This window comes from Streptomyces sp. WAC 06738 (genome assembly GCF_003945505.1).
In the GTDB taxonomy this organism is placed as follows: domain Bacteria; phylum Actinomycetota; class Actinomycetes; order Streptomycetales; family Streptomycetaceae; genus Streptomyces.
In genome coordinates this window covers 5,829,335-5,852,234 of the sequence record NZ_CP029618.1, presented here as the reverse complement: position 1 = coordinate 5,852,234, position 22,900 = coordinate 5,829,335, and the positions used below count along the sequence as shown (strand labels likewise).

General features: G+C 68.7%; 14 protein-coding genes and 4 pseudogenes. 9 read left to right on the top strand and 9 right to left on the bottom strand.

What is annotated here, in order from left to right; translation table 11 throughout:
• Positions 1 to 53 precede the first annotated feature (53 nt).
• A pseudogene (locus DMB38_RS25855) lies at positions 54 to 571 on the bottom strand (alkaline phosphatase); the annotation flags it as partial.
• A gap of 348 nt (positions 572 to 919) precedes the next feature.
• Here DMB38_RS25855 and DMB38_RS37180 point away from each other — a divergent pair.
• The 4 genes from DMB38_RS37180 (at position 920) to DMB38_RS25845 (ending at position 3,736) form a co-directional block, all read left to right on the top strand.
• Positions 920 to 2,242: a family 20 glycosylhydrolase gene (locus tag DMB38_RS37180; RefSeq protein WP_240662474.1), complete on the top strand. Its 1,323-nt coding sequence runs from the start codon at positions 920 to 922 to the stop codon at positions 2,240 to 2,242.
• Between the two features lie 99 nt (positions 2,243 to 2,341).
• Positions 2,342 to 2,968: a LamG domain-containing protein gene (locus DMB38_RS37175; protein ID WP_240662473.1), complete on the top strand. Its 627-nt coding sequence runs from the start codon at positions 2,342 to 2,344 to the stop codon at positions 2,966 to 2,968.
• Between the two features lie 54 nt (positions 2,969 to 3,022).
• A complete protein-coding gene (locus tag DMB38_RS37555) occupies positions 3,023 to 3,154 on the top strand; it encodes a hypothetical protein (RefSeq protein ID WP_276314975.1) in 132 nt (43 codons plus the stop codon).
• 132 nt (positions 3,155 to 3,286) lie between these two features.
• Positions 3,287 to 3,736, top strand: coding sequence for an SgcJ/EcaC family oxidoreductase (locus DMB38_RS25845; protein ID WP_125937166.1), 450 nt, complete (start codon positions 3,287 to 3,289; stop codon positions 3,734 to 3,736).
• 293 nt (positions 3,737 to 4,029) lie between these two features.
• Here DMB38_RS25845 and DMB38_RS25840 read toward each other — a convergent pair whose 3' ends face one another.
• From DMB38_RS25840 to DMB38_RS37165, 4 genes and pseudogenes are all read right to left on the bottom strand, one after another.
• The gene (locus tag DMB38_RS25840; RefSeq protein WP_125937165.1) at positions 4,030 to 5,322 is read right to left on the bottom strand and encodes a Gfo/Idh/MocA family oxidoreductase; all 1,293 of its coding nucleotides are present in this window, start codon (positions 5,320 to 5,322) and stop codon (positions 4,030 to 4,032) included.
• A 460-nt stretch (positions 5,323 to 5,782) separates the two neighbouring features.
• Positions 5,783 to 7,870 (bottom strand): ThuA domain-containing protein, encoded by a 2,088-nt coding sequence (locus DMB38_RS25835; RefSeq protein ID WP_125937164.1) that lies wholly within the window; start codon positions 7,868 to 7,870, stop codon positions 5,783 to 5,785.
• Positions 7,867 to 8,046: pseudogene (locus DMB38_RS37170) on the bottom strand (RICIN domain-containing protein); the annotation flags it as partial. The pseudogene DMB38_RS37170 and the gene DMB38_RS25835, both read right to left, overlap by 4 nt.
• A 44-nt stretch (positions 8,047 to 8,090) precedes the next feature.
• Positions 8,091 to 8,541, bottom strand: a pseudogene (locus DMB38_RS37165) (hypothetical protein); the annotation flags it as partial.
• Between the two features lie 469 nt (positions 8,542 to 9,010).
• Between DMB38_RS37165 and DMB38_RS25820 the strand changes: the two are divergent.
• The 3 genes from DMB38_RS25820 to DMB38_RS25810 all read left to right on the top strand — a co-directional run bounded on the left by DMB38_RS25820 (position 9,011) and on the right by DMB38_RS25810 (position 12,720).
• Positions 9,011 to 10,834, top strand: coding sequence for a heparinase II/III family protein (locus tag DMB38_RS25820; protein ID WP_125937163.1), 1,824 nt, complete (start codon positions 9,011 to 9,013; stop codon positions 10,832 to 10,834).
• A 190-nt stretch (positions 10,835 to 11,024) separates the two neighbouring features.
• Positions 11,025 to 11,798, top strand: coding sequence for a hypothetical protein (locus DMB38_RS25815; RefSeq protein WP_125937162.1), 774 nt, complete (start codon positions 11,025 to 11,027; stop codon positions 11,796 to 11,798).
• 145 nt (positions 11,799 to 11,943) lie between these two features.
• On the top strand, positions 11,944 to 12,720 hold the full coding sequence (locus DMB38_RS25810) for a serine protease (RefSeq protein ID WP_164716115.1): 777 nt from the start codon (positions 11,944 to 11,946) through the stop codon (positions 12,718 to 12,720).
• Positions 12,721 to 12,827: 107 nt separating this feature from the next.
• Here DMB38_RS25810 and DMB38_RS25805 read toward each other — a convergent pair whose 3' ends face one another.
• The 4 genes and pseudogenes from DMB38_RS25805 to DMB38_RS25795 all read right to left on the bottom strand — a co-directional run bounded on the left by DMB38_RS25805 (position 12,828) and on the right by DMB38_RS25795 (position 19,151).
• The gene (locus DMB38_RS25805) at positions 12,828 to 14,429 is read right to left on the bottom strand and encodes a sigma-70 family RNA polymerase sigma factor (protein WP_164716113.1); all 1,602 of its coding nucleotides are present in this window, start codon (positions 14,427 to 14,429) and stop codon (positions 12,828 to 12,830) included.
• A 476-nt stretch (positions 14,430 to 14,905) separates the two neighbouring features.
• Complete coding sequence (locus DMB38_RS37160; RefSeq protein ID WP_346429543.1) at positions 14,906 to 15,328, bottom strand: RICIN domain-containing protein; 423 nt, start codon at positions 15,326 to 15,328, stop codon at positions 14,906 to 14,908.
• Positions 15,320 to 16,882 (bottom strand): annotated as a pseudogene (locus tag DMB38_RS25800) (beta-N-acetylhexosaminidase); the annotation flags it as partial. The gene DMB38_RS37160 and the pseudogene DMB38_RS25800, both read right to left, overlap by 9 nt.
• A 424-nt stretch (positions 16,883 to 17,306) precedes the next feature.
• Positions 17,307 to 19,151, bottom strand: coding sequence for an alpha-L-fucosidase (locus DMB38_RS25795; RefSeq protein ID WP_125937158.1), 1,845 nt, complete (start codon positions 19,149 to 19,151; stop codon positions 17,307 to 17,309).
• A gap of 350 nt (positions 19,152 to 19,501) precedes the next feature.
• Here DMB38_RS25795 and DMB38_RS25790 point away from each other — a divergent pair, with 350 nt between their 5' ends.
• Positions 19,502 to 20,422, top strand: coding sequence for a helix-turn-helix domain-containing protein (locus DMB38_RS25790; protein WP_240662472.1), 921 nt, complete (start codon positions 19,502 to 19,504; stop codon positions 20,420 to 20,422).
• Between the two features lie 365 nt (positions 20,423 to 20,787).
• Positions 20,788 to 22,701, top strand: a complete 1,914-nt coding sequence (locus tag DMB38_RS25785; RefSeq protein WP_164716111.1) for an alpha-L-fucosidase — start codon at positions 20,788 to 20,790, stop codon at positions 22,699 to 22,701.
• Positions 22,702 to 22,900 lie beyond the last annotated feature (199 nt).

Genomic DNA, 22,900 nt, shown 5'->3' with positions numbered 1-22,900 from the left:
TTCCGCGAAGGCGCCGTACGGGTCGACGTTGGGCCAGTACAAACGCCAATATCTCAGACGCTGATCACTTCGACTGCGGCGTCGGTGAGACGAGCGATCACTTCGGGAGAGGCGGCTGAGTCGGTCACCAGGACGTCGATGCAGTCCAGGCCGCAGATCCTGGCGAACGCCCGCCGCCCCAGCTTCGAGAGTCGGCAGCCACGATCACCCGGTTGGCACGTTCGGCGAACAGGCGGCTGACGCTCGCCTCTTCCTCATGGTGGGTCATCAGTCCCAGCTGGGGATCCACCCCGTCGATGCCGAGGACCGCGACATCCAGCGACACGTCGCCCATCACGCCGTTGACCAGCGGACCGACGAGTTCATACGTCTGGGGTCGCGCGACACCGCCGGTCAGCACCAGTTTGATCTGCGAGCGGACTGCCGCTTCGCCGGCGATGTTCAGCGCATTCGTCACCAGGGTCACGCTCGGCGCCGGTGTCCCTGCAATCTGCTCGACGCCTTCTCCTGCTGCGCGGATGATCAGCGCGCGTGCCACCTCGGTCGTGGTGGTACCACCGTTGATGCCGACCGCAGTCCCCACCCCGCCACCCCGTGCCCCCGCGCGGTCTCCGCGGGCCGCTTCTCGTCCTCGGTCGTCGCGATCCTCCCGGTCGTCGTGCTCCTCGCCCTCATCGAGCGGCACGTCGTCCCGGGTCTGACGACCGACTCCGTCACACAGAAGGCTGGAGGCGCGTCCGAGCGCCTCTGGCCAACGTTCTTGATCAATGGGGAGAACAGTGACCATGCGTCGTTCACTGCCGGTGCTCATCGCCGTCCTCGCCGCCTTGCTCGGCTCCCTCCTCGCCCCGGCCGCGGCAGCCGGCCCCAACTCGCGTACCGACGGCGGCCCACCGCCCGTCGTGCCCCGGCCGGCGCAGTGGGAGGACCTCGGCGGCACCGTCGCCCTGACCGCGCCCGTACGACCACCGAGGCCGGACGACGCGAACTGCCGGGCCCCGCCCGGCAGACCGAGCAGGAACTGGCCCGGCAACTGCGCGCCGGCATCGAGGCGGTCACCGGGCTTCGGCTGCCGGTCAGCAGCGGGCCCAAGGAGCCCCGGCCGGGCGACATCCACCTCCGGCTCACCGACGACGCCGGACTCGGCGCCGAGGGCTACCGTTTCGACAGCGCGGACGCGATCCGCATCGAGGCGGCCTCCACCCACGGTCTGTTCTACGGCACCCGCACCCTGCTCCAGACGCTGCGCGCCGACTCGTCACACCGCGCCGTGCCGCGCGCCCGCAGCACCGACGTGCCCACGCAGCAGGTGCGGATGGTCCAGCTCGACGCCGGGCGCAAGTACTGGGAAATGGACTACCTGGAGAACCTGATCCGGCGCATGGGCGACATGAAACTCAACACCCTCTTCCTGCACCAGTCGGACTCCGAGGGCTTCCGCCTCTCCAGCCCGAAGTTCCCCGGGCTCGCCGACCGCGAGCACAGCTACACCCGCGCCGACATCGAGCGGCTGAAGGCGCTGGCCGCCCGCCACCACGTGCAGGTGATGCCGGGGATCGACGTGCCCGGGCACGCGACCGTGATCAGCGAGGCGTTCGGCATCGGCTTCGGCACCGAGCCCGACCCGTGCACCGGCGCGCACACGCACTCCCATCTCACCCCGGACTGGATCATCGACATCACCGACCGGCGAGCGATCAGGAAGACGAAGGAAATCGTGGCCGAGTTCAGCGGCTGGTTCGACGCCCCGTTGTTCAGCGTCGGCGCGGACGAACTGCCCGGGCAACTGGAGCAGTGCCCGCGCGTGCAGCGCCACCTCGCCGGGGACCCGGGCGTCAGCACCCTCGGAGACCTGCTCAACCGCTACATCAACGACCTCGACGACGTGGTGACCGCACACGGCAAGCGGACCGCGATCTACAACGGTTCCGAGCACATGGAGGCGCCGCAGCAGCGGGTCCACTCCTCGGTGGTCTTCCTCACCTGGGAGGGAACCGGCAGCGAGCCGGTGATCCCGGGTCACGACGAGATCGCCATCGGCCCCTTCTACGTGACCCCGAACAACTACCACAACCTCTATCCCGACGAGCCGTGGATGTACGCGCGGTGGGTGCCGAACACCGCACCCGACATGCTCGGCTCCGGCCTGACGAACTGGGCCGACTACAACTTCTGGGCCGAGGACGCGTACTTCGAGCAGAAGATGGCGGCCCCGCGGGCGCTGCTGGCGGACCGTACCTAAAACGGCTCCGCCGTCCCCGACTCGCTCACCGCCTTCCGGACCCGGGTCGTCGCAATCGGCGACCCGCCCGGGGTCACACCCGCGCCGCAGCCGCCCCGGGTGGACGACGGCCGCCCCAGCCACCACTGGACCTTCGACGCGGCTCCGTACCCGGCCGGCTGGACCTACGCCGGCCGCCCGCCTCATACGATCATGGCCGAGGAGGTGGCCGGCGACCTGCCCGGTACCTCGTACATCATCAACAACCCGGCCCTCGTCGACGACGGCGTGCGCGGCCAGGCGTTCCGCTTCGACCATGACAAGGACGGGGTGGGCTTCGGCGGCCTCGACGTCGCGGCACCCTGGACCGCCTCCACCTGGGTCAAGCTCACGGGCACCACCAGCGACCAGGTGCTGCTCAGCTCCAGCGCCGGTGCGCTGAAGCTGCAGCAGTACCGCACCGCCAAGGTCGGCTTCACCCGCTTCGGCGTCGCCGACCACAGCTTCGACTACACCCTGCCGCTGAACCGCTGGGTCCAGCTCACCTGGGTGGCCGAGCCGGACCGCACCACCCTCTACGCCGACGGCGACCCCGTCGGCACCGTCAACGCCTCGATCCCCCTCCCCCAGAGTTCGATCGGCGCGCCGCACGCAAGCCTCCACGGCGACCTGGACGAACTCCTCACCTGGGACGAGGCCCTGAGCCCCGACCAGGTGCGGGAGAACTTCGCCGGGTACGGACGCTGACCCGTGCCATCAGGTGGCCCCAGAGACCCGGGGGGGTGCCTCAACCGCGGCCGGGTGGTTGAGGCACCGCAGCGGCGTCAGGCGAATCCGGCGCCACTGCGCCTCCTCCGCTCGATCCACCCGCAGATCCGGGACATGATCGACAACGCCCCTCAGCCGGACGAACTGCTCGCCACCGCAGCCTGAGGGCCCAGCCTCAGCCGTACAGGATAGATTCTTAAACAACCCTCAGGCGGTCGAAATCACCGGGACGGTTCCGACGTCTCCTGCAACAGGCGCCCGAGAAGAGGGTGCCACTGAGACGACAGGAACGCGGTCATGACCGATGATGAGCAAGAGATCCGCACCTTGGTGAAGCGGTGGGCCGCGGCAGTACACGCCGGCGACCTGGCCGCGGTCATCGACCGTCACGCGGACGACATCGTGATGTTCGACGTACCGCCGCCGTATGAGGGTGTGCACGGCATCGACGCCTACCGCGAGGTGTGGCCGGGCTTCTTTGCCTGGCAAGCGCAGGGTGCACTGTTCGAGATCGAATCCTTGGGCGTCACCGCCGGCGCGGAGGTCGCCTTCGCTCATGCCCTGCTGCGCTGCGGAACCTCGCAGGAACTGGCCGAGCGCCCCGAGATGCGCATGCGGCTCACCCTCGGGTTGCGTAAGGAAGCCGGCCGGTGGGTGGTGGCGCATGAGCACCATTCGTTCCCCGACCTCTCCGATCCGGAGGCCGACCAGCAGGTGTGGGCGTCCATCAGCGGTTGCCCGAGGTGACCGCGGCGAAGGGCGAGCTGATGACACACATCGCCGAGGACGTCGTCTCCCATGGCCACGAACCGCCGCTTGCGTACGTCAGGCGAAGGACGTGTGCGGGTTTCTGTCGGCTGCATTCTTCAAGTCGGCGGCGTGCGCGGCGGTCGCGAGGTCCTTGATCAGGTCGCGCTGCGACAGCCGGCTGGGGTGTTCGGCGGTGGCGGGGACGAGGCTCTCGTACAGGGGGTTCGGCGAGGCCCAGCCACTACTGATTCCCCTCGCGCACGGAGCGAACCTTGATGGACCAGCTCCGATCAGAGGGTGATGACGACGCCTTCCCGGCGAGCGCGTTCGGCGGCGAACACGACGCGGTGGCTGGCGACGCTTTCGGCGATGCCGGACAGGACGAGATCGGGGCGGCCCTCGTGCAGGGCCGTGACGAAGGACCTGATCAGTCCGGCGTCTCCGCCGGCGTGGCCTTCGGCGGCCGAGGATCCGTCCACCGAGGTGTCGATGACGGTCGTCTGCTCGGTGCGGAAGTCGTAGATGCTGAGGTGGCGGCCGTCTCCGGTGAGCTGGCCGCGCGTCCCGAAAATCTTGGTATGCCGGTTCTCCAGCGGGGTGAACGCCGTCAGGGTGAAGGAAGCGGTGACGCCGCCCTCGTATTCGATGTTCACCACCTGGTGGTCGACGACGTCGTTGTCACAGGAGTAGACGCACCGGCCGTAGGGGCCGTCGGTCAGCGCGGCGGTGACGGCCTCTTCTGTAAGGACGTTCCCGGTCATAATCCGGGTGAAGTACTGCTTGGTGCCACCGTTGCGCAGCCCTTCCCGGTACATCCGCGCCGCCGAGTAGGCACAGTCCCCTTCGACCGGGCAGGTGACGCACCGGTCGGCCGCACCCTCCGGCTTGTTCTCCGGCCGGAAGTGGCGCAGGCCCCCGAAGGAGGACACTCGGCGGGCCTCGCGGCCGATGACATAGCCTAGCCAGTCGATGTCGTGACAGGACTTTGCCAGCATCGCGAACGTGGCCTCCTCCTCGCGCCGCCAGTTGCCGCGGACGAAGGAGTGCGCGAAGTGGTACCAGCCGACCGGTTCGAGGTGCTCGACGGAAACGATCTCACCGATCCGCTCAAGCATCGCGAGGACCGCCCGTGTGTAGGGCGTGTACCTCATGACGTGGCACACCGCCACCATCGCACCGGTCTGCGCAGCAACCTCGCCCACAGCCATGGTCTCGGCTTCGCTGGGCGCGATCGGCTTCTCCAGCAGGATGTCGTAGCCGAGACCGGCGAAAGCCTCTGTCGGCGCGAGATGATCGGCGTCCAGGGTGGCGATCAGCACGGCGTCAGCGATCCGGCCGCGAGCCGCCAGTTCCTGCCAGGTGTCGCAGACCAACTCGGGCCTCAGTTCGTGCCGGTCCGCGAAGTACTTGCGCGCCGCCTCGCGTGGTTCGGCCACCGCAACGATGCGAACCTTGTCCGGCCACTGGGCGGCAAAATCGGCGTACGCGCTGCCGCGCGCACCCGCGCCGACCACGGCCAGAGTCAGCGGGCGGTCCAGCGTCCGGCCGATGTGATCGCGCAGGTTGATGTGTGACTGGGTCATCCTTGGACAGCTCCTCAGGGGTGAAACCCTTGGACCAAGGGTTTCTGCGGCAGACGGGAAGCGAAGGCACCCGAGGCGGCGGTCGCGCAGCAGGACGGCCGCGGATCTCAACGGACGTCCCAGGCTGAGCGGCCACATCATCGGTCGAGAGTTTCCCGGGTGTGGCTCCTGCCTCGGTGGTGCTCACCGGTCTGGGGTATCGCGGATCCTCGACGTCCCAGACCGGTGACGTGCCGCGCGTGAGCCTGTGGGCGATCTCCTCCCTCGCGGGGAACTCGTCGGGGGTGCACCGATGGACCTCAGGTGCCGTGGAGGGTGCGGTCCGACGGCGCGCTACAGATGCTCGGCAAATGTGTGGACGTGACGAAACGCAGCCCTCCGGCGCGGAGCGAGAGCGGTACCCAGACCGCGCCGGAGGCATTCGAGTGACGACTCTGCCGCCGATGAGGATCCGACTGCGCTATCCGGAGTGTGTCCACTTCTGGTGGGCGCCGCCCCAGCAGGTCCACAGGTGCACCTTCGTGCCCGGGACCGCCTGTGCTCCCTCGACGTCGAGGCACTTGCCGGAGTTCGGGTTCACCAGCGAGCCGTCGGCCCGCATCTCCCAGTCCTGGGCACCGGATCCGTTGCAGGTGTACAACTGGATCTTCGCCCCGTTGCCGGTCGCCGCTCCACCGACGTCCAGGCACTTGCCCAGCGCGCGCAGCGTCTGTCCCGACCGGGTCCAGGTCTGGGCCGCGGTTCCGTTGCAGGTGTACACCTGCGCCTGGGTGCCGTCTGCGGTCGCCCCGCCCTGGACTTCCAGGCACAGACCGCCCAGCCCCACGACAGGGCCCCCCACGGCGGGACTGTCCTTGGTGAAGGTGAATTCGTCGATGTCGAACAAGCCGGATCCGCCGCCCGTGAAGGTCAGGAAGACGTCCTGGGTTCCGGTCGGCACGTTCGACAGCGTCGTCGACACGTCGGCGAACGTGGACCAGCCGCCGGTGTTCGGCACCGCGACCGACCCCAGAATCGGACCGGTGGGCGAACCGGTGCGCACCTGGAGGGTGCCGCCCGGGCCGCCGGACACGACCCGGGCACGGAAGCCGGTGGCGCCGCTCAGGCCGAGCCCGTCGTAGCGTGCCCAGTCCGCGGGGTCGATGTACCCCAGGGTCCGTCCGCCGCTCGCTCCCTCTTTGGCGAACGACTCCACGCCGCTGGCTGCCGAGAACGCTTCGGCCTGCACGGCCGTCCCGGAGAGCTCCTTGAGCCGGATGTTGCGGAAGGACACCTCCTCGCCGGCTCCGTGGTTCTGGATTCCGACGTGTCCGGCCAGGGAGCGGGCGGGGTCGGTGTTGGTGAAGTCGTTGATCTTGACGCCGTTGAGGAGAACCTGCAGACGTTCGCCCTGAACGAGCAGTTCGTAGGTGTTCCACTCCCCGGGCGGGTTGAGTGCGGCGTCGCGGGCGGCCTGGTCAGCGGCCTTGAATCCGTAGACGGCGCCGGTCGTCTTGTCCGGGGAGTCGGTGGCGTCGATCTGCACTTCGTAGCCGTTGTCTATCGCCGACTGCGGGTCGCCGGAGGGCGGGAAGCCGATGAAGACCCCGGAGTTGGCGTCGCCGGTGATCTTCCAGTCCAGCTTGAGCGAGTAGGACGTGTACTGCTTGGCGTCGTACCAGAACAGGCCGGTGCCTCCGACCGACGACAGCGTGGCGTCGGAGTTGGTGAAGCTCCCGGGGCCGGCCTGTGACCAGCCGGTGGGGGACCCGTTGTAGAGCGGCGTGTACCCGGTCTCCGGACGGCAGTCCGCCTTGGAGACGCCGGCCGCGTAGCGGATGCCGCCCAGCAGCATCTTCTGGAAGGCCGGTTCCGCGTAGGTCTCCTTGGTGTGTCCCAGGCCGGTGTACCAGGATCGTCCCGCGTCCAGTGACTTGCACCAGGTGATCGGGTGGTCACCCATGGGTGCGCCGGGTGAGTAGCTCGACTCGTCCAGGCTCGCCAGGACGTGGGCGGTCGAACGCGGATTGGTGCGGTAGTCGTACCATTCGTCGGTCCGGGTCCACGGTGTGGATGCCAGATGCCCGGTGCTCGCGTGGGCGCGGTCCTCAATGTCCACCCGGGCCTGCTGGATGTCCGGGTGGGTCTTGAACCGGGCGCCCACGGTCTCCCCGTAGAAGGCCCAGTCGTACTCGGTGTCGGCGGCGGAGTGGATGCCCACGAAACCGCCGCCGGCGCGGATGTAGTCCTCGAACGCGTCCTGCTGGGCGCCGTCGAGTACGTCGCCGGTGGTGTTCGCCCACACGACGGCCTGGTAGTTGTCCAGGTTGGTGGGGGTGAAGTCCGAGGCTTCTTCGGTGGCGTCCACCGTGAACCCGTTGGCCGCGCCCAGGTCCTTGACCGTCTGGACGGCCTGCGGGATGGAGTCGTGGTGGAAGCCGCTGGTCTTGGAGAAGACCAGGACCTTGTAGGACGGGTCGGCCGCCCCGGCCGGTGCGGCGGGCAGTTGGGTGAAGGCGAGCGCGGTCAGCACGGCTGCCGCGCCACCCAGGAGTGCTTTCTTGGTCATGTAAGGGTCGCCCATCTCTGGTTGACGTCTCCGTGACAGCTCCACAGATGCACCTTCGTTCCGTTGGCGGTCCCGTGGCGCTCGGCGTCGAGGCACTTACCGGAGGCCGGGTTGACGATCGTGCCGTCCGGCTTGACGTCCCAGTTCTGGGCGCCGGACCCGTTGCAGGTGCTGGGGGAGTTGTTCGCGGGTTCTTTTGCACAGTCGAACTTCCCCCCGCTCGTGTTGGCCGGTTGAACTCGACCTGTCCGCCCGGGCCGCGGTTCGGATCGGAGCCGCCGGCGTCCGGGCCGTAGTCGCCCAGATAGACGGCGCCACTCGTCTTGCCGATGCTCATCCGGTACGGATTCCGGAAGCCCATCGCGTAGATCTCCGGCCGGGTCCTGGTCGTGCCCTCCTGGAACAGGTTGCCCGCGGTGTCGAAGTCGATGTCGCCGCCCACGTGACAGCAGGTACCCCGGGTTTCCCGACGACGGTCGTGTTGCCGTCCTTGTCGGTGCGACGCAGATTCCCGTCACGTGCGGTGTGCAGAACCGACCGATCAGGCAGCACCTCCATCGCCATGGGCTCACCTAGTTCCTGTCCCCCTTTCGCGAGGGTGCCCTCGGCGAAATCCTCCGGAACGATCTCGTGTGTGCCCGCGGGACGGAGAGCCCGGCGAAAGCAGTCAGCGAAGAAACGATCAGAGTGAGCGCGACAGCCGAGCGTCTGCGACATTGTCTTCGAAACACAGGGAATGTCCTTCGACTGGCGACGCGTACGCCGACCACGTCGAGCGTCCTGAGGGGTTGTCCCGTCGGTGTGCCACCGCCGACTTCGTGACTGCTGCCACCGTGCCAGCCCGCCAATCGCAGGGCAACGTACACAACACAGCGAATGCATGGACTTCTTCCTGGTGACCGTCACAAGGAGCTTTTACTCACGTAGCATGGCGCAATCGAACCAGGGCCGGTGTCGAATCCGTCCGAGGTTGACACTGCCCCCGAAGCCGGTCCGGAGCGCTCCAAGCGAGCCGTTCCGACACCTGGTCACGCCGAGCCCGGGTGCGGTGCGCGTGGCCGCCGTGCGGCGCGCTCCGGACCAACCTCCGCGGCCCTCGTGACGCATGCGTCCGCGGTACGGCATGGAGAAGGCGAGTAGATGAAACATCGCAGCCTCGCCGAACTCACCCGTCTGCTGGAGCAGTCGCCGCCCGTCGCGCCCTTCCACCTCGAGAACGTGCGCAAAAATGCACGGCAGCCATACGCGGCAACCCTGATGGAGGCGATACAGCAGGAGGCGGCCCGCGGGGTGGCCGAAGGACCGATGCCTCAACTGCCCTGGTCCCTGCAGCGGCTCTACGACGAAACCGGCGACCGGACGGGGTACGAGCGGCACCGGTTCGCCCGTCGTCGGCGGCTCGTCGCCCTGGCGATGTCCGCCCTCGTCGACGGCGGCCCCGAGCGCGGGCGCCGCGAAGTCCTCGAGGCTCTGGCCGGCATGCTCTGGTCGGTGTGCGACGAGTACACCTGGTCCGTTCCCGCGCATGCGACGTACGCCCAAGCCCACGGACGCACCTTGGAGACCTGCGTCGACCCGTTCTCCTGCGAGACCGCCCACACCCTGGCCGAGGTGGTGTTCCTGCTGGCAGGGCGCCTCCCGGCCCCGGTGGTCGAGCGGGTCCGCGCCAATGTAAGCCGCCGTGTCCTCGACCCGCTGTACGCGGACCCGCGCCCCTGGCCGTGGGAGTCCGCCCGCACCGCCTGGGCGGCGGTGTGCGGCGGTGCAGCCGGCATGGCCGCGCTGCTCCTGGAGGACGACCCGGCGCTGCTCGCCGCCGGTATCGACCGGTCGCTGCGCGCACTGGACACCTTTCTCTCCGGTCTGGCCGCCGACGGCGGCTGCGCCGCCGGCATCGGCCACTGGGCCTATGGCTTCGACTACTTCACCCACTTCACCGAGGCGCTGCGCGCCCGCACCGGCATCGACCTGTTCGCCGAGAGGCCGCTGGCCTGCCTGGCGGCCGAGTTCCCCGCCGCGGTGGCGCTGGGCGCAGATCGCTATCCGAGCTTCGCCGGCAGCCCCGGGAGCCACGCGCTGTCCCCCGGGCTCCTCACGCGCTTGCACGAGCGCTGCGGCGTCCGGCTGCCACCGATCACCGCAATTCCTGAGTTCGGTTCCGATCACTGCCACCTGTGGGCGTTGACCCGCGACCTGGCCTGGACCGACCCGGCGGTACTGAACTCCGCGCCCTCGATGGGCACCACGTGGCTGCCGGAGTTGGGCTGGCTGACCGACCGCCGCCTGGCCGCCGACGGCCTGGCGGTGGCGTTCGCCGCCAAGGGCGGGCACAACGGAGAGCCGTACAACCACAACGACCTGGGGCAGTTCATCCTCTCCGCCGGAGGCGAGCAGTTGCTGGCCGATATCGGTCCGGGCGAGTACGCAACCGGCTTCCTCGACCCCCACCACTCCGCGGCCCGCCTGCACCCTTCTGCCGAGGCGCACTCCGTGCCGGTGGTGGACGGCCACCCGCAGCGCGCGGGACGAAACGCGGCGGCACGCGTGGTGGAGCAGCGGACGACAGGCCAGAGCGCATATCTGGAGCTGGATCTGTCCTCCGCATACGAAGGTGGCGCCGAGATCCGCCGGCGCTTCGAATGGCGGGCAGACGGCCACCTCACCCTCACCGACTTCTTCACCGGCGCCAAGCGGGCGCGGGAGGTCTTCATGAGCCGCCTGCGTCCGGAGCTCGACACGGGCGTGGCCCGCTGGCGGGGCACCTACGGCGTGGCCGAGCTCAGGTACCGCCACCGGTGCTGGCGTCCTGCGGTCGAGGAACTGGAGGTCACTGACCACCTGGGGCGGCCTGGGACTGTGTACAGGCTGCGGCTCGACACCCGCGGTGCGGTGCCGAAGCGGGCTGTTTTCGAGCTGGTCCTCGCGCGGAACCGTGCTGCGACCTCCTCGGTGCGCGACGGCTGAGTGGCCTGTTCCGGCTCGCGTCCTCGTTCGCTCGAACCTGTGATGGAACTGATCGGCAGATGTGTCACAAGAGTCCATCAGCCAGTCGGAAAAAGTCCATCAAATAGTTGGACAGAGTCCATACCCCCATCGGGATCGGCGAAGCACGGTACTTGTCAAGAACATGCCCCCCACAAGAAGAGGATTGCCCATGTCAGCAGTCACCACATTCCGCACATGCGCCGTAGCCGCCGCAGCGACCGGGCTGGCAGCAGGGCTGTCGATATTCGCGCCGGACACGGCTATCGCAGACGTCGGCGGCGGGAACGTCCTGGTCAGTTGGTCGATCCCCGACACCCCGGAGGAAGGGCTGACCGACCTCACCTTCCCGATCACCGTGAACCCCACGACGGCCCACCAGTCCGGGATCTACTTCGCCCAGCAGTACAGCTTCGCCGACGGCATGGGCTACACCGGCCTGCAGCCGCGCGCGAACAGCGGCGGCAGCGAGCGGCTGTCCGCCCGCTTCTCCACCTTCACCGCCGGCGCGACCACCTCCGACCCGTTGTGCCATGAAGGCGCCGACGGCGGCCCGGGCGTCACCTGCGCGGTGGACTTCGACGCCGTGTACGGGCACCGGTACGACATCACCGTCGAGAGGACCGGAACCGACACCTGGTCAGGCACGGCCACGGACACGGTCACCGGCGCCTCGACCCGCCTGGGCTCCTGGACTCTCCCCGTCGGTAGCGGCAACCTCCAGGGCTCCCAGGTGGGCTTCGTCGAGTACTACGCGGGCATCCCGAGCTGCGCCGAGATGCCCCGCTCCGACGGCGTCTTCGGCGGCCCGACCACGACCGCCGCGGGCGGGCTGAGCGGCACCACGAAGGCCGAGTACGAGTACAGCGACTGCGTCGGCGAGTCCGGCTACCACGCCGAGCCCGACGGCACGGGCACCCACGTCACCCGCGGCTTCGTCTCGTGAACGCCACGGGCCGACCGGGAGCAGAACCCTCACCCGCTTGATTGGCAGGTACCTGACATTCCCGCACCACCGGGAGCCGTGTCGCATCCGACGAGACAGGAACGGCGACACGGCATGTGTCTCGACAATGAGAGAGGAACAAGTCATGCGAGGACGACCCCCCACACGAGGACGAGCGCTGCTGATCGCAGCGCTCCTGGCACTGGCGGCGAGCGCGCTCGGCTTCGCCCCCACCGCCTCCGCCGAAGTCCCCCCGTCACATGCGCCGGGCGACATCAGCACGAAGATCTTCGGTGGCGGCACCGTCACCGAAGAGCAGCCCTCGATCGCGGCGTTCTACAACGGCGGCGCCTTCTGCACCGCCTCCATCATCGCCCCGCGCTGGGTGCTCACCGCCGGACACTGCGCCGGCGAGGGCGACACCCCGGAAGTACGGGTCGGCTCCCTGGACCGTACCCAGGGCGGCACCACCGCCAAGGGTGTCCAGGTCTTCAGGCACCCCGGCTACAACTGGCCCGGCAACGACATCGCGCTCGTGCAACTGGACCGGGACGTCGACACCACGTACTCTCCGCTGGCCAGCGCCGGTGACATCGCCCAGGGCCAGGAGGCGGCGATCTACGGCTGGGGCGTGGAGAACGCGGACTGGTCCGGCGACATTCCCGTCAACCTCAAGTACGCGAGCGGCACCGTCACCAACACCGACTGCACCAGCGCCAACCCGAGGATGCTCTGCTTCGGGGGCAACGGAAGCGCGGTCGCCGGCGACTCCGGCGGGCCGCTGCGGGTGAAGAGCCCGCAGACCGGCCAGTGGGTGCAGGCGGGCGTGAGCGCGGTCAGCCCCATTCCGGCGGGCGACTGGAGCGGTTACACCGACATCGCCAAGAACCGTGACTGGATCAAGGAGGTCGCGGGCGTGTAGAACTCGGCGGCCGCCCCCGGCACTCCCGGCTCCCAGCGGCCGGCGGCCGGGGGCGGCTGCAGCCGGGTGCGGGGACCCCGGCAGGTGCGGGAAGGCAATGAAGCCGATCAGCCACCGAAGGCGTTTCCTGCATAGCGGAAGCGGAGGGACGGAGTGTCGTAGTAGTTCGCCGTTGTACCGATGTCCGGGGCGTGGGGTTCGCCTTCGCCGGCGGCGTGCCAGTCGTCGAGACCGAGGAGATACAGCGACGCGCCCGGCAGAGCGAAGGCGACCGTGCCGTCACCCTTGGTGAAGTACGCCCAGCGGGCCGTCTCCGCGCCGGAGTGGCAGGCGCTGCGCTGCTGACGCACCGGAGCGCCATCGGTCTCGGTGCCGGTATGGGTGAGACACATGCCTGTCGCGTAGTTGCGGATCCGCGCCTGCTGGCCCGCCCGGTCGACCAGCAGTTCCCACTGCTGGCTGCGGCCGCCGTCGCACTCGGCCTCGTACGGCTCGGCGCCTTCGGCCGCGGAGATGTCCATGCAGCGGCCGGTGGACGCGATGGGAAGCCGGGCGCGGTCATCGGCGGCCGGCTGCCAGGACGGAGGTGCCTCCGCCGTCGGGCTGGCGCTGCGTGGTGACGGAGTACTGGTTGGCGATGCGGTGCGGGGTGGCGGGGTCGGATCCGCGGTCTCGTCCTGCTCCGGTGTGGGAGTAGGGGCCGAGGTGGACGGAGCGGCGCTGGGATTCGGTGGCGGTGTGGAGGGCTGACCGCGATCCGGGAAGAACATGTAGGCGCCGAGCGCGACGACGAACACGGAGGCGCCGAGCATGCCGGCCTTCACGGCCGAGCTCAGCCCGGTGGCTCCCCCGGCGACCGCGCCGCCGGAGGCCGCCGCCGCCGGCTTCGCACCGTACGAGGCTCCGGCCCACAGCAGGATGCCGACGGGGAGCACGGCTTTCAGGCTGCTGTTCAGATCCTGCAGTTGCAGGCCCGCGCGGCGGCAGCGGAAGCAGCCGGCCAGGTGGCGTTCCAGCGCCCGGTGTTCACGACGCCGCCGACCGGCCCGGCGAATCGAGCCGGCCAGCATCCCGGAATAGTGACGGCACTCCTCCGATGCCGCCGTGTCCTCCACGTGCGCCTCAAGGTAGGCCTGGCGCAGTCCCTCGCGGGCGCGTGCGGTGAGCGATCTGACGCCGCTCGGGCTGAGACCGAGCAGGGGCGCGATGCGGTCCGGCGGCTCACCCTCGACGGCTGTGTGCCACAGGGCGGTCTGCCACCGTTCGGGCAGACTGCGAAAGGCGCGCAGCACCAGGTCGGCGTTCTCCCGGTGCAGCACGTGCTCCTCTCCGTTCTCCGTCACCCGCGCCTGCGTCAACCAGGCCTCGAAATCCGGTGCGAGCTTCGCACGGCGGGCGGTGCGCGACCAGTCGGCGGCGGTGCGGCGGACCGTCGTCAGCAGATAGGGCCGCCAGGCCCCCTCTGGGCCACGGCCGCCCTGGAGAGCGTGCAGTGCGCGGGTGAACGCCTCGGAGACCAGGTCCTCCGCGGTGTGCCAGTCCTGGGTGCAGCTGCGCGCATACGCCAGAACCGGCCCGCGATGCCGCCGGTAGAGCTCGTCGAGCGCTGCCTCGGCGGCGGGGCTCGGACCGGTACGCACCAGGCGAGTCAGCTCGGCATCGCTTTCGGCAGCTTCGGAAACGGCGGAACCGGTGGTGGTCTCGTGCATGGCGGTCATTCTGTGAGTGGGCGGTGGGTCGGGAGCGTCGTCTCGCACAGAGCAGGCAGCAGCGACGCAACCCGCGAGGGTACAAAGCCGTTACGCGGCATGGCACGGTCGTACAGCCCGAGGTCGCGCGGAAATCACTGCACCACGAGTCCCTTCGTTCTTTTACTCGCAGGTGGCCACGACCGCAATGGACGAATGGCCGGAGTTCATGGACTCTTTGAGAACGAAGGTCCGTGCCAGGGTCACGTCAGGCGGGGCCTCGGCACGGACGCACGGGGACGGTATATCGTTACCGCAGTTCGTCGGGCCGGATGTTCCGGAAGGACACTTTGCACGTGCCCCAGCGGTTCTGCAGGCTGATATTGCCGTCCTTTAGGCTGCGTTGGGGGCGGTGTTGGTGTCGACACGCCCGCGCGCGGCGGCACCGTGATCACGGTGCCGCCGCGGTCGTACGGCCTTCGGCTGTCAGCCGGCGGTTACCCACGCACGAACGCCTGACTGCCGATGTCGGTGGAGCGGCAGGCGGACAGCTTCATCGTCGCCCCGTTCGCGGTCGCCTCGTCCTGCACCTGCAGGCACTTCCCCGACTGCCGGCCGACGATCTGGCCGGTGCCGTTGAACGCCCATTTCTGATTGTCGCCGCCGTTGCACGTCCAGATCAGAATTGCGGTGCCGTCGGCGGTCCCGCGGCCCTCGGCGTCAAGACACTTGGTGACGCCGTTGACGGTCGCCCGTAGCTCACCGGCGTCGGTGAGCTGCCATCGCTGGTTGTCGCCGCCGTTGCAGTCCCAGATGGCCGGCTTGGTGCCGTCGGACATGTTGTGCGCCGGGATATCCAGACAGCGACCGGACGACGGGTTGACGATGGTCGTGGACGACTCGGTCGACGGCCAGTCGATCTGCGGGGATCGGTAGAAGTCGATGCCCATCGCCTCCCACCTCGGTCCCTGCGCGGCCAGCCGTTGGCGGTAGGCGTTCCAGTCGTGTGTCGACTTCGGAGACCAGCCGAGTTCGGCGGTGCCCGCGAGCCGCGGGAAGGCCATGAACTCGATGTGTTCGGTGGTGGAGATGGTCTCCGTCCACAGCGGTGCCTCGACGCCGAGGATGGCGCTCTCCGGGACTCCGCCCTGCATGTACGCGCCGGGGTCCCAGTCGTACGACTGCTGTACCTCGACATACCCGGCCCAGTCCGTCCCCACCGGGGTCTGCGCGTTGTACTTCATGTCGAGGTAGAGCCTGTTGACCGGCGACAGGATCAACGGCGTGCCCGCCTTGGCGGCGTCGATGACCTCCTGCTCACCGCCGCCCTGGCCCCAGTACTGCGCGACGGCGCCCTCGACCGGGTTCGCGCCGGCGAGCTGGTGCCAGCCGATGACCTTCTTGCCGTACTTGCCGACGACGGCCTGCGCGCGCTCCATGAAGGCGACGTACTCCTCGTGCGGGGTGGAGTGGGCCTCGTCGCCGCCGATGTGGAGGTACGGGCCGGGCGTCAGCGCGGCCAGCTCGCGCAGGACGTCGTCCACGAAGTCGTACGTGACCTCCTTCGGCACGCACAGCGAGCTGAAGCCGACGCTCGTGCCGGTGTACAGCGGCGGGGCGACGCCGTCGCAGTTCAGCTCGGCGTACGAGGCGAGGGCGGCGTTGGTGTGGCCCGGCATGTCGACCTCGGGCACGACGGTCATGTGCCGGCTCGCGGCGTACGCGACCAGCTCGCGGTACTGGTCCTTGGTGTAGTAGCCGCCGGGGCCGCCGCCGACCTGCGTGCTGCCGCCGTACTCGGCCAGGTCCGGCCACGAGTCGATCGCCAGCCGCCAGCCCTGGTCGTCGGTGAGGTGCAGGTGGAGGGTGTTGTACTTGTACAGCGCGAGCTGGTCGATGTAGCGCTTCACCTGCTCGACGGTGAAGAAGTGCCGCGCGACGTCGAGCATCGCACCGCGGTACGCGAACCGCGGATAGTCGATCACCCTTCCACCAGGGACCACCCAGGGGCCCGGCTGGGCCGTGTCCGACTCCACCGTCGGGGGCAGCAACTGGCGCAGGGTCTGCACGCCGTGGAAGAGCCCGGCAGCCGTCTCTGCCCGGATGACAACCGCCGTTTCGGTCACATCGAGCTGGTAGCCCTCCTCGCCCACCCGATGGTCGGCGCCGGACAACAGCAGCGAGATGCCGTTGCCCGGCTCGCCGGACGCGGCCTCCACCGGCAGCTCGTACCCCGTCGCAGGGCGCAGGAGGACGGCAAGCTGATCGGCGACGTCGGACGCGCCAGCGTCCGCGTGTATCGTCGCGTCGTCGGGGAGCGTGTAACTCACCCCGGCGGCGGGCGTCGAGGAGACGGGGGCGGGCACCACATCCTGAAGCGAGGCGACGGCCGCCGACGCGGCCGTGGAGGGTGTGATGACGGTGGCGATCGGGGCGATCAGGAGCACCACGAGCAATCCGCGTGCCAGGCGCATGCGCACTCTGGTTGATCGGTGTACGAAGGGCATGGTCAGGGCCTCTCGGGAATCCAAGCCGTCAGCCTGCGACTGCCGTGGAAGGACCCGGGGTTTCACGAGTATTCACGCGCGCGCAGGCACACGGCAATCACAGGTGTCTCCCCGCGTTGTACCGAGTCTCAATCACCTGTTGCAAGAGACGTATACGCACTTGTATATGGACTCTTGGACCCGCTCCGGCGGGCGCGTCGGAAATTCCTTCTGACCGCACTGTCGTCACCCGTGGAAATGTCCAGCAGGACGTCCGAAGAGTCCGTTCCGGAGAGCACACTCCAGCCGCACACACCGGTTCAGGATTCCGGAACGTCTTGCGGGCAGAGGGCCCGCCGCCGGGGAGGTGCGGCGGGCCCTCAGGTATTCGCTCCGAGTGCTACCGCTCGGGTCAGCTCGGATGGAGCTGCTGTTGCGGCACGATCTGCTGGTTCTGCCCGGGACTCGACCAGAGCAGCTTCATGTACGCCTCGCCGGTCTGCTCCACGTACTCGACCTTGACCGAGTGGCGGGTGCCCGCTGCGAGTTTCACCTGGGCCTTGTCGACCTTTGCCGCGTGCGGCGTCCAGTTGTCGATGACCAGCTTGCCGTCGATCCAGACACGCACGTTGTCGTCCGAGACGGTGGTCAGGGTGTACGTCTCGGAGCGGCGCGGTTCGATGCTGCCGGTCCAGCGGACACTGAAGCCGTCGGCCGGGATGTCCGCATGCGGGGACCCGCTGAACTTCCAGGAGTGGTTGACGGTCGGGTCCGTGCGGGTGAGCTTCGGCGTGCCGGACAGCGCGGTGTTGTCGAAGACCTCCTGCTTCAGGCCGGTGCCTCCACCCGGGGCGGCGGTCGGTCCGGGGTCGACGGTCAACTCGATGACGGTGGCGGCCTCGTTGGTGGCGGCGCCGGAGGGCGTGAGGTCGTAGCCGTCACCGGCCTTGGTGACGGTCACTTCCTGGTCGGAGCCGAGCACGCGGGCGTCGGTGACATCGAAGTCGGTGCGGGCCTTCAGATGCAGGGCACCGCCGGCCTGGGGCCACTGAGTGACGGCGACGTAGAGCTTGTCGCCCTTGCGGCTGACCGAGCCCCAGTCCGGCTCGTCGACCAGCCCGCCGTAGTCGGCACCGTAGACCGCCTCGCCCTGGCCCGCGGTGCGCAGCCAGTCGCCCATCTCGCCCAGGCGCTCGACGGACGGTGCCGGGATCCGGCCGCGGGCGTCGGGACCGACGTTGAGGAGATAGTTGCCGCTACGGGACGACGTGGCCAGCAGGTTGCGCACCAAAGAGGTGCTGGACTTCCAGTTCTGGTCGTGGCGGGCGAATCCCCAACTGCCGTTGATGGTCATGCAGGACTCCCAGAGCTGACCGTCGACCGGTGTCTCGGGGATCTCCTGCTCGGGGGTGCCGTAGTCGCCGTCGACCACCCGGCGCTTGCCGACCCGGTTGTTCACGACGAGATCGGGGTTGAGGTCATGCAGGTAGGACTCGAGCCTTTCGCCGTGCTGCGCGGTCCAGGGGTTGTGCGGACGGTCGGTGTCCCACTCGCCGTCGAACCACAGGAGCGCCGGGTCGTAGTTGTCGACCAGCTCTTTGAGCTGGGCGTACATGCGCTCCTCGTACCGGGGGAAGGTCGCCGGGTCGGGGAAGTCCGGGTCGTGCCAGTCCCAGATCGAGTAGTAGAAGCCGAGCTTGATGCCCGCCGCATCGGCCGCCTGCTTCAGTTCGGCCATGATGTCCCGGCGCTTGTCGAAGGCCGAATGGTCCCGCAGGTTCCACGAGTTGACCTTCGTCGGCCACATCGCGTAGCCGTCGTGGTGCTTCGAGGTGATGACGATGTACCGCATGCCGGCGTCCTTGGCCGCCGAGACCACGGCCTCGGCGTCGAAGTCGGCGGGATCGAAGGTCGCCGCCTGCTTCTCGTACGCCTCCGTCGGGATGTTGCACTCCCGCTTGATCCACTCGGCGTTACGGCAGACGGTGCCGTCCGGGCGGGTGTACTCGCCCTCCAGGTTGGAGTACGCGCCGAAGTGGATGAACATGCCGAAGCGGTCCTGGCGGAACCAGCTCGTCCGGTCGGACGTGAAGGGGTCGTCGACGGCGTAGTCGGTTCCGGGGCCCGCCGCTCGCGGGGCCGCCTTCGCCACGGCGGCGGGCATCGCGGCAGGCAGTGCCGAGGCGGCTAGCGCCGCGGCGACGAGCAGGGGCAGTGCGGCGACTCTTCGGTTGTTGCGGATGTGTGGGGTGTGCATCGCGACTCCAAGTCATCGGATGACTGGACGGTAGGAACGGATACATCGGATGTCAATGGACTATCTCCGGGGAAAACTTCGGACTACCTCCCTCCCAGCCGACCAGATGTCCGATGTATCGTCACGATCGGGGGATCCGAACGAGCGCACACACACCGACCGCTCGTGGGGAAGGCCCGCCCTTACTTGCTGCGGCGCCGGTACGCCGGACGGCGGCCGTCGCGGCCGCGGCCCGTCCGTGGCCCACAGCAGTGGACAGCCGTGACGGCAAACGGATCTCCGGCGGAGCGTTGGGTGACATGGGCGAAGAGGTGGCCGGCTCGACAAGGGCGAGCCCTGGGCTTCGGGTGATGACCGACGACCGAGCCTCGACGCCGATCCCGGACTTCACGACCGGTGGGAGAGACATGAACGATTCGCCGCACCCCATGGGGGATGACGACTGGGTCCCCGGTCGCGAGCACGGTAGCCACTGGCTGCGCACGTTCACACCACCCACGATGGCGCAGAGACCGACGCTGGTCTGCACGACCATCGGCGCACAGCCCAGGCACCTGCTCGAAGGACCTCGTAGGTTCGACCACCATGTGGCGCTCGTCATCGCGTCCGGGTCGGGCCGGCTCTCCTGGGGCGGGCGCGAGCCCTTTGACGTGATCGCCCCCGTACTGCTGTGGCTCCCACCCGGCGTGGAGCACCACTGTGAACCACGGGAACCCGGTTGGTGGGAGTGCTTCGTCGGCTTCACCGGGCCGGCCGCGAGCGCCCGACCGGAACTCGGACACCTCGGCGACATCGTCGTTCCGCTCTCCTCGGAGCAGCCCCCACGCCGCGCCGTCCGCAAGTTGGCCACGGTGTGCAACGAGACCGAACCGCACTACGCATCGTCCGTCGCGGCCGCTCTGCACGAGTTTCTGGCCACCTTGCGGCGCTGCCGGGCGGATGTGAGCCGGTACGTCCCGACGGTGCTCGAGCGCTTCGCCGACGCCGCCTGCCTGCCGATCTCCGTACCCGAGCACGTCCGCAGGCTCTCCCTGTCCGCGGACGAACTGCGCGATGCGGTCGGGCGCACGGCCGGTTGCAGCCCCAAGGAGTTCATCCTGGCAATCCGCCTGAACCTGGCGAAGGACCTCCTGGCCACCACCGATCTCACCGTCGCGGCGATCGCCCGCCGCGTCGGCTACGACGACCAGGGGTACTTCACCCGGCTGTTCACCAAGCGGGTCGGGATGCCGCCGAGTTCGTTCCGCAGGCGGCACGCTCAGCGCTCCTGACTCCTGGAACCACGTCAGGACCGCACGACAGATACATCGGATGACAGTGCCAATTTTGCCGGAGATTCACGCTGCTGACCTCATGAAGAATCCATTGACATCCGATGTATCCCTCCCTACATTTCCGGTGGACAGCAGGCGGGACGCCACGAGCCACCCAGCCGCGGTCGGCGTCGGCCCGCCCGTTGCGGGACGCAGCAACTTCCAGAATCTGTCTTGACCGCACGCTCCGGCGTGTGGCCGAGCCGCGGAGGCGTGCCGGGTCATTCAGCCCGGGGGCCGTACTCCGCAGGCCCGCGCGCATCGAGCGCTACTTCAACGCGGCATTCCTCACCACCGCACCCCAGTCGCCACAGGAGGACCACATGTCACAAGCGCAGTCTCCCGACACGGGACCGAATTCGTACCGGACGGAAGGGTTCCGGCGCCGCGGGGTGCTCGCCACCATGCTGGGCGTGCCCGTCGTAGCCGCGATCGGCTCCCCCGCCGCGGCGCTCGGCCATGCACCGCAGCGCCGTTCCGATGAGGTGGACAGCCTGGATCCGCGGCGCGCCGGCGACATCCTCGCCTCGCTTCGGTTCGGGATGTTCGTGCACTTCAACCCGTCGGCCGTGGTCGGCATGGAGATCGGCTGGGGCCGCAACGCCTACCGGCCGGGCGAGCCCCCGGACAACCAGTACAAGGATCCCTCGGTGAAGGACGATCCGGTGTACGACGTCGCCTACCGCGACTTCCTGCCTGAGAAGGACTGGGCGCCCACGCTCGCCGCCACCGCCAAGGCCGCGGGCATGACCTACCTGGTCTTCACGGCCAAGCACCACGACGGATACCCGAACTTCCGGACGGACAACGTCACCCGGTCGTTCTACCCCGACTACGCGGACACCCCGATGGGCCGGTCCAAGCGGGACCTCACCCGGGAGATCGCCCGAGCCACCAGGGATGCCGGACTCAAGTTCGGCTTCTACTACTCACCCCGGGACTGGACTCAGCCCGACTACGTCAAGGGCGACTACGACACGTACTACGGCTACATGATGGAGCACATCAACCAGTTGCTCACGGACTACGGGAAGATCGACTTCCTGTGGTACGACCACATCCCCTACGCGGACATGACTCCGTTCCACCCGCCCCTGCTCAACACGATCCCGCGGGACCTGCAGAAGGGCATTCTGGTCAACGACCGCGGCTACGCCACCATGGGCTTCGAGGCCAGGCCGGCCACACTCTCCGGCGACTACGACACGCCCGAGCAGAAGGTCGGAGCGTTCGACCCGGTCCGGCCGTGGGAGTCCTGCATCACGATCACACCGCCCCACTGGTCCTGGCAGCCGAACCAACCCAGGTCCGACTTCGCGACCGTGGTCAAGACCATCGTCGCGACGGCTGTCGGAGACGGCAACCTGCTGCTCAACGTGCCGCCGACGAAGACCGGCTACCTGGAGGACGACATCACCGCGACGCTGCACCAGGTCGGCAAGTGGATGGGCACCTACCGGCGCACGATCGTCGGGACCCGCGGCGGACCCTACCGCTCCAACAGCATCGGCGGGGCCACCTACCGCGACCGTACGATCTACGTGCACCTCACCGGCGGCCTCCAGCCCGGCAAGCTGCGGCTGCCTGCGCTGAACGCCAAGGTCGACTCGATCACCACGTTCGACGGCGACCAGAGCGTGCCGTTCACCGAGACGGACAAGGGCGACCTCCTCCTCGACGTGAGCGGGCTCACCGCGTCCACACCGGACATGATCCTCAAGCTCGCCGTCGACCGGCCGATGACCGTCGAGTACGTGACGCGCAAGCCGATGTCGTGGGACATCAAGAAGCCCGGCGAGAACCTCGCCCGGGGCAAGCCGGTCAAGCAGCACTCGACCGCCTTCGGCGGAGTGCCCGAGCGCGCGGTCGACGGCAGAACCGACGGCACCTACCAATCCGGCACCATCACGCACACCGAGGATGCCAAAGAAGCATGGTGGCAGGTCGACCTCGGCTCGTCCGCCGACATCGGCCAGGTGTGGCTGTACAACCGGACCGAGGACAACTTCGGCCTGCGGCTGAGCAACTTCTGGGTCATGACCTCGGACACCGAATTCACCTCCGGAAGTCTGGCCGAGTCGCGTAACGCCCCCGGAGTGACCGCAGTCAGGACCGACGGCCCTGCCGGCGACCTGCGCGCGGTGGACCTGAACGGCCGCGGTCGCTACGTGCGCATCCAGTTGGAGGCGGAGAACACGCCCCTGTCGCTGGCCGAGGTTGAGGTGTACGCCCGCTGAGCCCACCTCCGGAACCTGGGGCCGGCGCCGCACCCGCGGCCAAGTGGCGGGATTGCTCCTGCATCGCTCGCCATGGGCGCGCGCCGGCCCCGCGGGGATTGATCTTCAGTTCACGGGTACATCGCCGTGGCAGGATCCGGCCAAGGAGGACTGGACTCTGGCGGACGGATCTCCGGCGCTGGCCCGCGGGTTCGTCCAG

What these genes read in the sequence shown, in the direction of transcription:
- DMB38_RS25845 (WP_125937166.1), top strand. Translation starts at nt 3,287, where the DNA reads ATGACCGATGATGAGCAAGAGATCCGCACCTTGGTGAAGCGGTGGGCC.
- DMB38_RS25840 (WP_125937165.1), bottom strand. Translation starts at nt 5,322, where the DNA reads ATGACCCAGTCACACATCAACCTGCGCGATCACATCGGCCGGACGCTG.
- DMB38_RS25835 (WP_125937164.1), bottom strand. Translation starts at nt 7,870, where the DNA reads ATGACCAAGAAAGCACTCCTGGGTGGCGCGGCAGCCGTGCTGACCGCG.
- DMB38_RS25820 (WP_125937163.1), top strand. Translation starts at nt 9,011, where the DNA reads ATGAAACATCGCAGCCTCGCCGAACTCACCCGTCTGCTGGAGCAGTCG.
- DMB38_RS25815 (WP_125937162.1), top strand. Translation starts at nt 11,025, where the DNA reads ATGTCAGCAGTCACCACATTCCGCACATGCGCCGTAGCCGCCGCAGCG.
- DMB38_RS25810 (WP_164716115.1), top strand. Translation starts at nt 11,944, where the DNA reads ATGCGAGGACGACCCCCCACACGAGGACGAGCGCTGCTGATCGCAGCG.
- DMB38_RS25805 (WP_164716113.1), bottom strand. Translation starts at nt 14,429, where the DNA reads ATGCACGAGACCACCACCGGTTCCGCCGTTTCCGAAGCTGCCGAAAGC.
- DMB38_RS25795 (WP_125937158.1), bottom strand. Translation starts at nt 19,151, where the DNA reads ATGCACACCCCACACATCCGCAACAACCGAAGAGTCGCCGCACTGCCC.
- DMB38_RS25790 (WP_240662472.1), top strand. Translation starts at nt 19,502, where the DNA reads ATGACCGACGACCGAGCCTCGACGCCGATCCCGGACTTCACGACCGGT.
- DMB38_RS25785 (WP_164716111.1), top strand. Translation starts at nt 20,788, where the DNA reads ATGTCACAAGCGCAGTCTCCCGACACGGGACCGAATTCGTACCGGACG.